The 14307-nt window shown below is 64.6% G+C and carries 10 protein-coding genes and 2 pseudogenes; 7 read left to right on the top strand and 5 right to left on the bottom strand.

Annotated features, from left to right (window positions below):
• Nucleotides 1-56 precede the first annotated feature (56 nt).
• The 5 genes and pseudogenes from AADX97_RS02295 to metH all read left to right on the top strand — a co-directional run.
• Nucleotides 57-2741: a molybdopterin-dependent oxidoreductase gene (locus tag AADX97_RS02295; RefSeq protein ID WP_374231958.1), complete on the top strand. Its 2685-nt coding sequence runs from the start codon at nt 57-59 to the stop codon at nt 2739-2741.
• A gap of 100 nt (nt 2742-2841) precedes the next feature.
• Nucleotides 2842-3279 (top strand): hypothetical protein, encoded by a 438-nt coding sequence (locus tag AADX97_RS02290; RefSeq protein WP_374231957.1) that lies wholly within the window; start codon nt 2842-2844, stop codon nt 3277-3279.
• A 297-nt stretch (nt 3280-3576) separates the two neighbouring features.
• Nucleotides 3577-3816, top strand: a complete 240-nt coding sequence (locus AADX97_RS02285; RefSeq protein WP_374231956.1) for a DUF1640 domain-containing protein — start codon at nt 3577-3579, stop codon at nt 3814-3816.
• A 70-nt stretch (nt 3817-3886) separates the two neighbouring features.
• Nucleotides 3887-4066 (top strand): annotated as a pseudogene (locus AADX97_RS02280) (AAA family ATPase); the annotation flags it as partial.
• Nucleotides 4067-4353: 287 nt separating this feature from the next.
• Nucleotides 4354-7044, top strand: a pseudogene (gene metH, locus AADX97_RS02275) (methionine synthase); the annotation flags it as partial.
• Nucleotides 7045-7211: 167 nt separating this feature from the next.
• On the opposite strand, the gene AADX97_RS02270 reads toward metH, so the two are convergent.
• Both AADX97_RS02270 and recQ read right to left on the bottom strand, forming a co-directional pair.
• Nucleotides 7212-7607, bottom strand: a complete 396-nt coding sequence (locus tag AADX97_RS02270; protein WP_374231955.1) for a hypothetical protein — start codon at nt 7605-7607, stop codon at nt 7212-7214.
• A 55-nt stretch (nt 7608-7662) separates the two neighbouring features.
• Entirely contained in the window at nt 7663-9867 is a 2205-nt protein-coding gene (gene recQ / locus AADX97_RS02265) for a DNA helicase RecQ (RefSeq protein WP_374231954.1), read from the bottom strand.
• A gap of 177 nt (nt 9868-10044) precedes the next feature.
• Here recQ and AADX97_RS02260 point away from each other — a divergent pair, with 177 nt between their 5' ends.
• Complete coding sequence (locus AADX97_RS02260; RefSeq protein ID WP_374231953.1) at nt 10045-11568, top strand: exopolyphosphatase; 1524 nt, start codon at nt 10045-10047, stop codon at nt 11566-11568.
• 319 nt (nt 11569-11887) lie between these two features.
• Nucleotides 11888-12307: an SCP-2 sterol transfer family protein gene (locus AADX97_RS02255; protein ID WP_374231952.1), complete on the top strand. Its 420-nt coding sequence runs from the start codon at nt 11888-11890 to the stop codon at nt 12305-12307.
• 43 nt (nt 12308-12350) lie between these two features.
• Here the strand turns inward: AADX97_RS02255 and AADX97_RS02250 are convergent, their stop codons facing one another.
• From AADX97_RS02250 to AADX97_RS02240, 3 genes are read right to left on the bottom strand one after another with little or no spacing between them, the layout of a single operon-like run.
• Nucleotides 12351-13112: an SDR family NAD(P)-dependent oxidoreductase gene (locus tag AADX97_RS02250; RefSeq protein WP_374231951.1), complete on the bottom strand. Its 762-nt coding sequence runs from the start codon at nt 13110-13112 to the stop codon at nt 12351-12353.
• A complete protein-coding gene (locus tag AADX97_RS02245; RefSeq protein ID WP_374231950.1) occupies nt 13109-13810 on the bottom strand; it encodes an SDR family NAD(P)-dependent oxidoreductase in 702 nt (233 codons plus the stop codon). The genes AADX97_RS02250 and AADX97_RS02245 overlap by 4 nt, the downstream gene beginning before the upstream one ends.
• A complete protein-coding gene (locus AADX97_RS02240) occupies nt 13807-14301 on the bottom strand; it encodes a 6-pyruvoyl tetrahydropterin synthase family protein (RefSeq protein ID WP_374231949.1) in 495 nt (164 codons plus the stop codon). The genes AADX97_RS02245 and AADX97_RS02240 overlap by 4 nt, the downstream gene beginning before the upstream one ends.
• Nucleotides 14302-14307: the final 6 nt, after the last annotated feature.

The following is a 14307-nucleotide window of genomic DNA, read 5'->3' as shown; positions in this document are numbered from 1 at the left end:
CGGAATTCGCCCTATCGAAGCGCTCGCGGAGCCGCGACGATCGCGGAGACAGGACGATGACCGAACCGACCAAAACAACCTGTCCCTATTGCGGCGTGGGCTGCGGGGTGCTTGTCACGCCGCAGGACGACGGAACGGTCTCTGTTCGCGGTGATCCGGATCACCCGGCGAACCTGGGTCGTCTCTGCTCGAAGGGCGCTGCCTTGGGCGAGACGCTCGGGACAGCGGGGCGACTGCTCCATCCGATGGTTTCGGGCGAGCGGGTGAGCTGGGATGTGGCGCTCGATCAGGTCGCCAGTCGGTTCGGGGAGATCGTCGCCGCCCACGGACCGGGAGCGGTCGCCTTCTATGTCTCGGGTCAACTCCTGACCGAGGACTACTATGTCGCCAACAAGCTGATGAAGGGCTTCATCGGCGGCGCGAACATCGATACCAACTCGCGGCTCTGCATGGCATCGAGCGTCGCCGGCTACAAGCGTGCTCTCGGGGCAGACACCGTGCCCTGCGATTATGCCGATCTGGAATCCGCCGAGCTGATCGTCCTGGTCGGCTCCAACACCGCTTGGTGTCACCCGGTCGTGTACCAACGGATCAAACAGGCCAAGCAGGCCCATCCGGACCGGCAGATCGTCGTGATCGACCCGCGGCGCACGGCGACCTGCGAGATCGCCGACCTGCACCTGCCGATCGCGCCGGGGACGGATACCCTCCTCTTCAGCGGTCTACTCAACTGGCTTAGACGCGAGGACGCGCTTGACTGGACCTTTTTGGAGTCGCACACCGAGGGCTTCGCGGCCGCCTTCACGGCGGCACGCGGGTCGGCCGGCTCCGTGCCGCGCGTCGCCGCGGCCTGCGGTGTCCCCGAATCCGACCTCGCCGATTTCTACCGGCGCTTTGCCCGCACCGAACGGGTGGTGACGCTCTACAGCCAGGGCGTCAATCAATGGTCGTTCGGCACCGACAAGGTCAACGCCATCATCAACTGCCATCTGGCGACCGGACGCATCGGTCGACCCGGCATGGGGCCGTTTTCCATCACCGGACAACCCAACGCCATGGGCGGACGCGAGGTCGGCGGCTTGGCCAATCAGCTCGCCGCGCACATGGACTTCGCACCCGAGGACATCGATCGTGTCGGGCGCTTTTGGCACGCCGACCGCATCGCCCGCGCGCCGGGTCTGAAGGCGGTCGAGATGCTGCGCGCGGTGGGTGAAGGGAAAATCAAGGCGATCTGGGTGATGGCGACCAATCCGGCCGTGAGCATGCCCGACGCCGATCGGGTGCGTGCCGCGCTGCGGGCCTGCGAGCTCGTCATCTGCTCGGACCTCTTCGCCGACACCGACACCGCCCGGTGTGCCGACGTGCTCCTGCCCGCCGCGGGCTGGGGCGAGAAGGAAGGGACCGTGACCAACTCGGAGCGGTGCATCTCGCGTCAGCGCGCCTTTCTCGATCCGCCCGGCGAGGCACGCCCGGACTGGTGGATCCTCGCCGAGGTGGCGCGCCGCATGGGGTTCTCCGATGCCTTCCCGTATCGCTCGGCGGCCGAGGTGTTTCGCGAGCACGCCGCCCTCTCCGCCTTCGAAAACGACGGACGACGCGATTTCGACATCGGCGCCCTCGCGGATCTCTCGGCGACCAACTACGACCGACTCGCCCCGGTCCAGTGGCCGCTCCCGGCAGGACGCGAAGCCGCACGTCTGTTCGCCAACGGCCGCTTCTACACCCCGACCGGCAAGGCTCGCTTCATCGCCATCGCACCGCGTCCGCCAGCGACCGCAACGGACGAAGACTATCCGCTCGTGCTCAACACCGGCCGCATCCGCGACCAGTGGCACACCATGACCCGCACCGGCCTGGTGCCACGCCTGAGTAGCCACATCGCCGAGCCCTTCGTGCAGATCCATCCGGTCGACGCCGCCGCGCACGGACTCAATAGAGGCGGCATCGCCGAGCTGACCAGCCGATGGGGTCGGATGCTGGCGCGCATCGAGGTGGATGCCGATCAGCGCCCCGGCTCGGTCTTTGTCCCCATGCACTGGAGCGACATGCTGGCCCGCCAGGCGCGCGCCGATGCACTGGTCAATCCGGTCACCGATCCTGTCTCCGGCCAGCCCGAGTTCAAGCACACGCCGGTGCAGGTGCGCCTCTTTCGAGCGGCCTGGTACGGCATTGCACTGAGTCGCGAGCGGCTTCCCATCCCGGAGGGCGAGGCGCAAGATACCGCCGGCTCGCAGCTTGACTACTGCGTCACCATCCGGGACCAATCCTTCTGGCGCACCGAGATCGCCGGCCGCGAGCCTGTCACGGATTGGGCCGCCTGGGCGCGACATGTCTTCGGAGCCGACGGGGAATGGCTCGATTTTGCCGACGTCTCGCATGGCCGCTACCGCGGCGCCCGCATCCTCGACGGACGCCTCGCCGCCTGTCTCTTTATCGCCCCGACCCCGAACCTGCCGAGCAGCCGCTGGCTCGGCGAGCTCTTCGGCGCGGCGCAGCTCGACACCCAGGCCCGCACCGGCCTGCTCGCCGGCCGACCTCCACGCGGCCAAGTCGACGCTGGTGAGACCGTCTGCGCCTGCTTCAACGTTGGCCGCACACGTATCGAGCAGGCGATCCGCGGCGAAGGCCTGCGGTCCGCCGATGCCATCGGCGCCTGCCTGCAAGCCGGTACCAATTGCGGGTCCTGCCTGCCCGAGCTGGGGCGTATCCTCGAGCAAACGCTCGACCCTGGTGCGGCGTGAACGGCGAGCGCAATCGGACTAGAATCCGCGCAGCCCCAAGACCGTGACCGCGGCACCTCATCGGTCTGGTCGGATTCAGCGCCTTGAGCAGGAGAGATCAGTGTCCGACGTGCAAGAAACCGCGGCTCAACCCGCCATCGTACAAGCCGTACTGCGTCTTCCCCCGGCCGAGCAACAACGGCTTCTGGGTTGGTCGCGTGGTCTGGGTGAGATTCGTTACGGGACCCTGCGCGGCCTTAAGAAGGCGGCGGCCATACTCGCACTCACCCGCGATCAAAAGGCCGCATGGCCGCTCCTCAAGATGCTCTCATTGGCCGTGAAGCACATTCTCTGGGACGCGCGTTCCTGGACGGTGCGACTGGGCGTGGGGTCCGTCATTGCAACGTTTGTCGCGGCCGAGAACGGGGGCGCCGGTATCGTGACCCTGGGAGGCGGGATCGGGCTCCCGCTGTGGATGTTGATCGGCGCCGGCGGGGTCCTGATCGGCCAGCTGGCGGACAAGATCAAGGCGCGGACGACGGCGCGTCGCAGAGACTAGCCCGGCCGGCAATGCGACCAGCGGAAGCCAAAAAGCCAAAAAGGGGACGGATTTATTTCGTACCCTTCCTTGATCCTCCAGAGCGCAACTCGGATTACGGGCCGGAACATGTGGACCTGCCAGGAAACCAGGCGGTAACAGAGATCACAAACGCCGCCCCGCCGGCCGCGGGGTGTGCCCGGCCTACTTATAGCCCCAGTCCCCTGGCCCCCTTGGCCGGGCGCTTGACGATACCCACGTCGATCCCTAGGTTTGGATTCTGTGAGGACGATTTCAAGCTCAAAGGGCCCGCTGCCCATGACCGCCATCACGTTCGACACGCTGAAGCTCGCCAAGAAACTGGAAGCTGCCGGCTTTTCGGCGGCCCAAGCCGAGGCCGTCGCTGATGCCTTTCGTGAGGCGACCAGCGAGGAATTGGTTTCCAGGGACTTTCTGGACGCGCGACTCGTAGCCGCGAAGGCCGATCTGATCAAATGGCTTGCCGGCCTGTTGCTCGCACAGGCTGCCCTGATCGCGGCGCTGGTGAAGCTTCTTTGATCGGGACGAGACCTGCCCCCATGCACCGCTGCAAACTGCCGATCGGGATTCATACTTTCCGCGAGATCCGTTGCGCGACGGACTGCGTGACCTCTATTCGATGATCAAGGGGGCGGAAGCCCACATCCGCTTCGCCGTCCTCACCGGGGTCAGGAGGCTCAGCAAGGTGAGCATCTTTTCCGGGCTGAACAACCTGCGTGACGTCACCGTGGTTGGAAGCTGCTTGAATTTTTTTGGATGTCGCCGATGAATCAACGAGACCTCAGGCCTGACGGCCTTGCCCCGTCTCATCCCCAACCCTATAGTCTGGACAGAATAGACAGATCGCATCTCCGATCGGCGGCACATGTGGGTCGCCAATGGTATCGACGCATGGCCCGACTGGGTTGGACGCGACCTCTCGGCGGACGGCTCACCCTAGGCGGCCGCCTGGAGACACCAATCCTTCCGTCGGCGCGGCGTCGACCGGCCGCGCTCCCGCGAGCGGAGCGTGACGGCATGGGTTCGTCGTAGAATCCCGCCTGATCGACCGTAATTGTCCGTCGGGCAACCGCCGCAACGCGATCTCCGCCACAGCGAACCGATTCCATGACCCCACAAGCCAGTTTCATCAACATCGGCGAACGCACCAACGTCACCGGCTCCGCCAAGTTCAAGCGACTCATCCTCGACGGCAACTTCGACGCGGCACTCGATGTCGCGCGTCAGCAGGTGGAGAACGGTGCCCAAATCATCGACATCAACATGGACGAGGCGATGCTGGACTCGCAGGCGGCCATGGTGCGCTTCCTGAATTTGATCGCCGCGGAGCCGGACATCGCGCGCGTGCCCATCATGATCGACTCGTCGAAATGGTCGGTAATCGAGGCCGGGCTCAAGTGTGTCCAGGGCAAGTGCATCGTCAACTCGATCAGCATGAAGGAAGGCGAGGCCGCCTTCCGCGAGCAGGCCAAAAAGGTCAAGCGCTACGGCGCGGCGGCCGTGGTGATGGCCTTCGACGAGGTCGGTCAGGCCGATACACAGGACCGCAAGTTCGAGATCTGCGCCCGCGCCTATCGCATCCTGGTCGAGGAGATCGGCTTCGCGCCCGAGGACATCATCTTCGACCCCAACATCTTCGCCGTCGCCACCGGCATCGAAGAGCACAACAACTACGCGGTCGACTTCATCGAGGCGACCCGTCGCATCAAGCGCGAGCTGCCCTACGCCAAGGTCTCGGGCGGCGTCTCCAACGTCAGCTTCTCCTTCCGCGGCAACGACCCGGTGCGCGAGGCGATCCACTCGGTCTTCCTCTATCACGCCATCCGCGCCGGCATGGACATGGGCATCGTCAACGCCGGCCAGCTCGCCATCTACGACGATCTTCCGGCGGAGCTGCGCGAGGCGGTCGAAGACGTCATCCTCAACCGTCGCCCGGATGCCACCGAGCGGCTGCTCGATCTCGCGCCTAAATACAAGGGCGACGGCTCGGGTATCGAGAACAAGCAGGATCTCTCCTGGCGCGACACGACGGTCGAGAAGCGCATCGAGCATGCGCTCATCAAGGGCATCACCGATTTCATCGTCGAGGACACCGAGGAGGCACGCCAGAAGCTCGGCGCGCCAATCAACGTCATCGAAGGCCCACTGATGGACGGCATGAACGTGGTCGGCGACCTCTTCGGCGAGGGCAAGATGTTCCTGCCGCAGGTGGTCAAATCCGCGCGCGTCATGAAGAAGTCCGTCGCCTATCTGGAGCCTTTTCTGGAGGCCGAGAAGTGCGAGGGCGACACCCAGGGCCGCATCCTCATGGCCACAGTCAAGGGCGACGTGCACGACATCGGCAAGAACATCGTCGGGGTGGTACTTCAGTGCAACAGCTACGAAGTCATCGACATGGGCGTCATGGTCCCGGCTGACCGGATCCTCGCGAAAGCGCGCGAGGTGAACGCCGACATCATCGGACTATCCGGCCTGATTACCCCCTCGCTGGACGAGATGGTCCACGTCGCCAAGGAGATGCAGCGCCAGGGCTTTACCATCCCGCTGCTGATCGGCGGTGCGACGACCTCGAAGCTGCACACCGCGGTCAAGATCGAGCCCCAGTACGCGCATCCGGTCATCCATGTAAAGGACGCCTCGCGCGCGGTCGGCGTGGCGGGAAGTCTGCTGTCGAAGGAGATGAAGGAGAAGTATGTCGCCGGTGTGCGGGCCGAATACGTGCAGATCCGCGAGCGTCGCGCCTCTCGCGACGAGGCCCGCGATCTGGTGCCTCTGACCAAGGCCCAAGCCAACCGCACACCGATCGATTGGGAGCACTATCAACCGCCGGTCCCCGCCGAACCCGGAGTGCAGACCTTCCGCGACATCCCGCTCGAGGAGATCGCAGCCTACATCGATTGGACCTTCTTCTTCCACGCCTGGGAGCTGCGCGGGCGCTTCCCGCAGATCCTCGACGATGCCGAGAAGGGCGTCGAGGCCCGCAAGCTATTCGACGACGCCAAGGCGATGCTGCACACGATCATCACCGAGAAGTGGCTCGGGGCTGCTGCGGTCATCGGCCTCTTCCCCGCCAACGCCGTCGGGGACGATATCGCGGTCTACGCCGACGAGGACCGTGGCGAGACTCTGCTGACCTTCCACTGTCTGCGCAAGCAGGGCAAACAGCCGCCGGGTAAGTACAACGAGTGTCTGGCCGACTACATCGCTCCGGCGGAGACCGGCATCCCCGACTATGTCGGCGGCTTCGCCTGCACCACCGGAATCGGGATTGATGAACGGGTCGCCGCCTTCGAGGCCGACCACGACGACTACTCCGCCATCATGCTCAAGGCGATCGCCGACCGTCTCGCCGAGGCACTGGCCGAGATGCTGCACGCGCGGGTACGCACCCGCCACTGGCGTTATGCCAGCGACGAGGGCCTGAGCAACGAAGACCTAATCGAGGAGCGTTACCAGGGCATTCGCCCTGCCATGGGTTATCCGGCCGCCCCCGACCACACCGAAAAGGATCTGCTCTGGCAGGCCCTGGATGCAGAACGCAACACCGGCATCTGGCTGACCGAATCCAAGGCCATGGTGCCGACGGCAGCGGTCAGCGGTCTCTATTTCTCGCACCCCGACAGCCGGTACTTTTCCGTCGGCAAGCTGGCCCGCGATCAGGTTGCGGACTACGCCGAGCGCAAGGGGATGCCGCTGCCCGAGATCGAGCGCTGGCTGGCGCCGAATTTGGCGTACGAGGCGGATTAAACCGCGCCCGGCACGGTATGCGATGTTTTTGGATGGGATCGGCCGCGGCAGACTTGATTAGCGTTGGAGTCGGCGCGGTTTAAAATAAAAATAAGAGTACGCTGATCAAGCTCCGTGCTGGCCGCCGTCAATATCGGACACGGTAAGAGCGTTCGGCGGAAGGCGCGCTACCATAACTTGCCAGCCGCAATGACCAGGCCGCCGACCGTAGTGATGAAACCGATCAGCCACAAGAAGTGGCGATCGTGGCGACGGATCATCTCGTCGAAGCGCTTGTCGACCTGCTCGAAGCGCTTGTCGATCTGCTCGAAGCGTTTTTCAACCTGCTCGAAACGCTTGTCGATCTGCTCGAAGCGTCTCTCGACCTGCTCGAAGCGCTTGTCCATCTGCTCGAAGCCCTGCCGCATCAGCTCACGCTGATGTTTGAGCTCTTCTTCGACGCGCACCATGCGCTCGCGCAGCTCGATCTCGTAGACGGCCGGCGGCTTGCCGAGGCTCTGCTCGGCGAGCCAAACGGCCATGTTGGTCTTGATGAAATCGATGTCTTGCTGGGTCAAGCTCATGGCGGGCTCCAGTGGATCGCGCACAGGGTCGATTATAGACCGAGCCAGATGTGAATCATTCCCCGGCCGAGATCCCCATTCCTGCCCGCACACAGGTCAAGAGGCCATAACTGTAGCGGCCTTCGAAGGCTTCATAGATCGGTTTCAAGCTCATAAGCGCATTCTCGGGCAGTTGCTCGATGGCGAATTCGATGGCCCGGAGGCTATCCCGATCGAGGTCGACGACCTCCCCGACCGAGAGCTCGCCGGCCTCGATACAGCGCGACAGATGCGTATAGATGGTGCTGGGCTTCAGCGCGCGGCGATCGGCGATCGCCTCCACGGAGAGTCCCGTGCGCAGCAGTGTCAGCGTCTCGCGAGCCGAGTCGTTCAGCTCGATCACGCCGGCGCGGGCCTCGCTCGCAGCCGCTCTGGCCTCCGGCAAGCGCGGCACCCGGTCCGGTCGGCCGTGCTCCGCTTCATGCAGGGCGAGCAGCCGCAGGAAGCCCGAGCCGAAGCGCTCGAGCTTCACCTGACCGACACCATTGATACGAGACAGCTCGTCGCGATCACGCGGACGATAGGTCAACATCTCGTTGAGCGTGACATCGTTGAAGATGTGGTAAGCCGGCACATCCTGCTCCGAGGCGAGCTGACGCCGGTAGTCGCGCAAGGCCTCCCAGAGCGCAAGCGCCTCCGGGTCGGTCGGCGGTGCCATGGCGGGGCGGCGCGCGGCGGAGCTCGTGCGTTTGCGGTCCGGGTCCCGACGCAGGTGCAGCGTACGTTCGCCCCGCAACAAGGGGCGGCTCTGCTCGGTCAGGCACAGTGCGCCGTGCCCTTCGAAGTCGACCCTGATGAACCCGGCCGCGACGAGCTGGCGATAGACCGACCTCCATTGATCTGCGGACAACTCCTGTCCGATACCGAAGGTTGTCACCCGGTCATGCCCGAAGCGGCGGATGCGCTCGTTGTTCTTGCCGAGCAGGACATCCACCAGATAGCTGCTGCCGAAGCGTTGGCCCGTGCGATAAATGCAGGAGAGCGCCTTCTGCGCCGCCTGCGTCCCGTCCCAGGTGGCGACCGGCTCCAGGCAGGTATCGCAGTTGCCGCAGGGCTTGGGTTGAGGCTCACCGAAATAGTTGAGCAGAACCTGGCGCCGACATTCGGTGGTCTCGCAGAAGCCGAGCATGCTGTCGAGCTTCTGCATCTCCACGCGCTTGAAGCGCTCCTCGGCCTCGGAGTCCTCGATCATGCGACGCAGCATCACCACGTCGCCCAGCCCGTAGGTCATCCAGGCGTCCGCCGCCTCACCGTCCCGACCGCCGCGCCCGGTCTCCTGGTAATAGGCCTCCAGACTTTTGGGCAGATCCAGGTGTGCGACGAAGCGAACATCCGGCTTGTCGATCCCCATCCCGAAGGCGATGGTCGCGACGATGACCACACCCTCCTCGCGCAGGAACCGCGCTTGGTGCGTGCGGCGGGTCTCGGCCGAAAGCCCGGCGTGATAGGGCAGCGCGATCATGCCCTGGGTCGCGAGATAGGCCGCCGTCTCCTCGACCTTGCGGCGCGACAGACAGTAGACGATGCCGGCATCGCCGGGATGCTCATTGCGCAGGAAGGCGATGAGCTGCTGACGCGGGTTGGCCTTCTCGACGATGCGATAGCGGATATTCGGTCGGTCGAAGCTGGAAACGAATTGCCCGGCCTGCTCCAGACCCAGGCGGGTCAGGATCTCGGCACGGGTCGGCGCATCGGCGGTCGCCGTGAGGGCCACGCGGGGAACGTGCGGCCAGCGCTCGTGCAGCTGGTGGAGCTGGATGTATTCGGGGCGAAAATCGTGCCCCCATTGGGAGACGCAGTGGGCCTCGTCGATCGCGAACAGGGCAACCGGGACGCGATCCAGCAGCGCGAGGAAGCGATCTGTCAGCAGGCGCTCCGGAGCGACATAGACCAGATCCAGATCACCGGAGATCATCTTCTCCTCGACCGCGCGGGCCGCCTGCGGTGTCAGCGATGAGTTCAGGAAGGCGGCCCGCACGCCGAGTTGTTGCAGTGCATCGACCTGATCCTGCATCAAGGCGATCAGCGGCGAGACCACCACGCCGACCCCCGGCCGCAGGAGCGCCGGGATCTGATAACAGAGCGACTTGCCGCCGCCCGTCGGCATCAGGACCAGGGCGTCTCCGCCGCCGATCACCCGGTCGATGATCTCGGCCTGGGCGCCGCGAAAACTGTCGTAGCCAAAGACGCGGTTGAGGACTTGAAGTGGCGTCTCGTTCATCCTGTCGCTCCGTACGTTCGCACCGGCATCGGTTGCGACACACATTATAAGCCATTCGTGTACAACTCGATTGCCGACCCTCATGGAGCCATTATCGCGAGCAGCATCGACAGCCGACACCCGCGATCGAGCCGGCTTCTGGTACCATTAACGCGCCGTTCAGCGTTGGACCCTGCCATGATTGAAGAGCCCGTTCAGGACCCCGTCGAGACCATGCTGCCAGAGGTCGTCGCAGCCGTCGATCTCGGATCCAACAGCTTTCACATGATCGTGGCCCGCATCGGCAACGGCCACATGCAGGTCACCGATCGCATCAAGGAGATGGTCCGGCTCGGCGAGGGCTTGGGCGAGGACAGGCGGCTCGACCCGCAGGTCGCCGAGCGAGCATTGGCGTGTCTGGAGCGATTCGGCCAGAGGCTCCGTGGATTCCCTCCCGGCAGCGTGCGGGCGGTCGGAACCAACACACTGCGTCAGCTTGCACCCGACAGCGATTTCCTTCCCCTTGCCGAAGCCAAGCTCGGCCACCCGATCGAGGTCATCGCGGGCCGCGAAGAGGCCCGCCTGATCTACCTCGGCGTTGCACATGATCTGGCCGCAGGGACCGAGCGCCGCTTAGTCGTCGACATCGGCGGCGGAAGCACGGAGATCATCGTCGGACTCGGTTTTTCAGCACGCTTGCGCGAGAGCCTGTACATGGGCTGCGTGAGCATGTCGCGCCGTCATTTCGCCGACGGGCGCATCACCGCCCGAGCCATGGAGAAGGCCGAGCTCACGGGGGCGCTCGAGGTACGGCCCGTGCGCGAGCTGTTTCGCCGGGCCGGCTGGCAGACGGCGGTCGGCAGCTCGGGGACCATCAGATCGATCGCGTCGGTCGTGGCGGCCGAAGGTTGGTGCGAGGACGGAATCTCCGCGGCATCCCTGCTGCGTCTTCGTGACGCCCTCGTCGAAACCGGCCGTATCTCGGCGGTGACCCTGAAAGGCCTGGCGGAGGAGCGCAAGCCCGTGTTTGCAGGCGGCGTAGCGGTCCTGCGATCGGTCTTCGAAACACTCGGGATCCAGCAGATCCATGTCTCGGAGTACGCCCTGCGCGAAGGCGTGATCTACGAGATGATGGGCCGCGGCAAGCATGAGGATGTTCGCGAGCGGACCGTCGACACGCTTTGCCGACACTTCCAGATCGACCAAGACCACGCACAACGGGTTCGCGCGACGGCCTTGGTTCTCTTGCGCCGCCTCGCGGCAGCCTGGAGCCTGCAAGATCCCAACCAAGGGCTGATGTTGGCTTGGGCGGCACGGCTGCACGAGATCGGCGTCATGGTCGCCCATAGCCAGTATCAGAAGCATGGCGCCTATCTGTTACGAAACGCGGATCTCGCCGGATTCACCCGGCCCGAGCAGATGCTGCTCGCCGTGCTGGTGCTCGGCCATCGGCGCAAGTTTCCCGTGCAGGATCTGGCGTCCCTACCGCAGGGGATGCGGGAGACGGCGCGCCGGCTCTGCGTCGTCCTGCGGCTGGCCGTGCTCCTGCACCGCGGACGCTCCTCGGAGAGCAAACCGAATCCGATCCTGACGGCGGACGGGGACAGCATCGTCCTCGGCTTCCCCGGCGACTGGCTCGCGGACCACCCCTTGACACGCTTGGAGCTGGAAGAGGAGGCGGAACGCTTGGCCCCCGCGGGGATCCGACTCGGATTCGGCTGAACCGCTCGCGGCCCTTGCCAACGAATCAGTTGATGCCGGCACCCTGGTTCCAGCTCGAAAGGCCTCTCACGGAGACGCGGAGGGCGCGGAGGGTCCGAAATCTTTCCAGCGTGCGCTCGGTCTCTCCGTGGCTCCGCGAGCGATTTCGGAGACTGTTCGGTGCCAAGCTCACGGCCCCGGCCCATATCCTTTTTTCCTCATCCTGGTAAAATCACGGGTGCAGCCGGGCCGCGTTTCTGCCGGTCCCGCAACCAGACACACCGACCGCCGCGGCAACGCGCGCGATTTTTCAGCACTGCCAACCCGGAGGACAACAACAATGGCCGCACTCTTTTCAGCGGAATGGATGAATCATCTCAAGGACGGATGGAACGGTGAGCCGGAGGTCACGGACAAGCTCGCCGAGATCGACTTCAACTCGGTGATCTATTGTGGATTCAAGGACGAAGAGAACCCGCGCGGCGTCTTTGTCGTCGAAAAGGGCGTCTGCGTCCGGGCCGGCGCTTGGTCGGAGAACGACCCGCCCGCCAACTGGGACATGCGTGCAGACCTCAAGGACTGGCTCAAGTGGGTCGAGAAAGGCATCGGCATGACCGGCATGGGAGCCGCCTTCATGACGGGCAAGCTCAAGTTCAAAGAGGGTGACTACAAGGCGATGCTGAAGGATCCGCGCATGGCTAACCCCTTCGTGAAGAGCTTCGGGCTCATGCAGCAGATCCCGACCGACGAGCTCGGCTGAAACCTGCGCTTGCCGTCTTGGCTTGATGACTGCCTTTTTCGGTTCAACCGAGTGCATAACCTGCATCGACGTTGAGGCACGCGCCGGTAATCCGGCGCGCGTCCTCAGACGCGAGAAAGACGACGGCACGCGCCACGTCGCTCGGCTCGACGGCATCTTGGCGTAAGCGGTGACGGCGCTTCACGGTCGAGGCGATCAGATCGGTCGCCCCGCCCCACATCGGGGATTCCACCACGCCGGGGGCCACAGCGTTCACCCGAATGCCGCGTGCCCCCAGCGCCATCGCCAGTCGCTTCGTCAACATCTCCAGACCCGCCTTGCTGGCGGAATAGCTTGTCGATGTGCAGGTCTCGAAGGGGTGCTGTGCACAAGCCGACGACATGTTGATGACGACCGGGGCGGCGCTTTGCTCGAGCAGACCGAGAAAGACCTGGGTCAGTGCAAAGGGCGCGATCAGGTTGACCTCCAGGGTCGCCCGCCAGGCCTCGACCGTCTCCTCGAGATCGCCTTGGCTCAAGATCACGCCGGCATTGTTCACCAAGACATCCAGACGGCCGTCCGCGTCCCGAATCTCTGCGACGAGGCGATCGCGGAAGTCTGCGTGCGTCACGTCGCCCACCAGCAGACGCAAGCTCCCGCAGCCAACGGCATGACCCCACTGCTGCGCGAGCGCGGCGACCTTATCCGGATCCCGCCCGAAGGTCACGACGCGATCGCCGGCCTCGATGAAGGCGGCGACAAGCCCCGCCCCGATCCCGGATGTCCCGCCGCTGATACAGACGATGCGCTGCGCCGCGTCGGTCATCGCTCGCGTTGCCCGAGGTTGGCATGGATGAGCGCCCCGTTCAGCACCGGGGCATGGGCCGCAAAGGCCACGGTCTCGGCGATCTCTTCCGGCTCGATCAGCCGATCGAACGCCGACATCCCCGCTAGGGCGGCAAGCGTGTCCGGATCGCCGCCGATCATGGTTCGGATCTGCTCGGTATCCGTGAAACCGGGGCAGATCATGCAGGTGTGGATCCCGCGCCCGGCAAGATCTTGGCAGGTCGAACGCATCATCCCGGCCAGGGCATGCTTGGCGATCACGTAGCTTGCCACGCCGGGCACCGCCTTCTCCGCCAGGGTCGAGCCGATATAGATGATGCTGGAGCCGGCGCTCATGTGTGGCAGAACCAACTGGTTAAGACCGTTGGCGGCCACCAGATTAAGCTCGAGCACGGCACGCAGGTCCTCGCTCGGCAAGGCGTCGATACTGTCGCGACGCATGACCGAGGCGTTGTGGACCAGACAGATGCGCTCGGCATCGACCAACCAGGTCCCGAGGGGAGCGGCGATCCGATCGATCGCGTCGGGCTGCGCAAGATCGCACGCCAGATTCTCCACGCCTCGCTCCGTGCAGGGACGGCGAGAGAGATTGACGACAACGCTGCCCTCCAACAGAAAGCGGGTCGCGATGGCGCGACCGATCCCCGTACTCGCACCTGTGACAACAAGTAGATTCACGGTGTCCTCCAAGACGAAAAGGCCCATTGTCCGTCGCCCGACGAGACACCCAGCTCGATGGCGTACAGATCCCGACCGACCAGCTCGGATCGCGCGCGCAGCCGCCCAAGCAGCAGCTCGGCCAGCTCTTCGATGGTCACGTTTCGAATGGGCAGGACCAGCACGTCGCGCTCCAGGAAGGTCAGACGCTCCTCGCCGAAACAAGCGATCACCATCCCGCCGCCATACTCGATCCTCAGATGCGGCGATCGCTCGGGCAGCAGCAGGCGCTCGTCGAACTCGTCGCAAAGCGACTTGAGCACCCGCTTGAGCATGACGTAATCGAACGCCATACCGTCCGCGCCGACCGGCGCCGTGACATTGCAGCGAATCCGAAAGTTGTGGCCATGGAGGTTCTCCCGCTCGGTCGCGGAGAAGATGGTGAAATGGCCGGCGCTGAAATTCAGATACTCCTTGCTGATCTCGATACGGGTCAGGATGTCGGTATCCAAGGTCGT

It is taken from the genome of Thiocapsa sp. C2-2m (assembly GCF_041903745.1).
Lineage (GTDB): Bacteria > Pseudomonadota > Gammaproteobacteria > Chromatiales > Chromatiaceae > Thiocapsa > Thiocapsa roseilacustris.
This window is presented reverse-complemented; position numbering and strand designations above follow the sequence as displayed.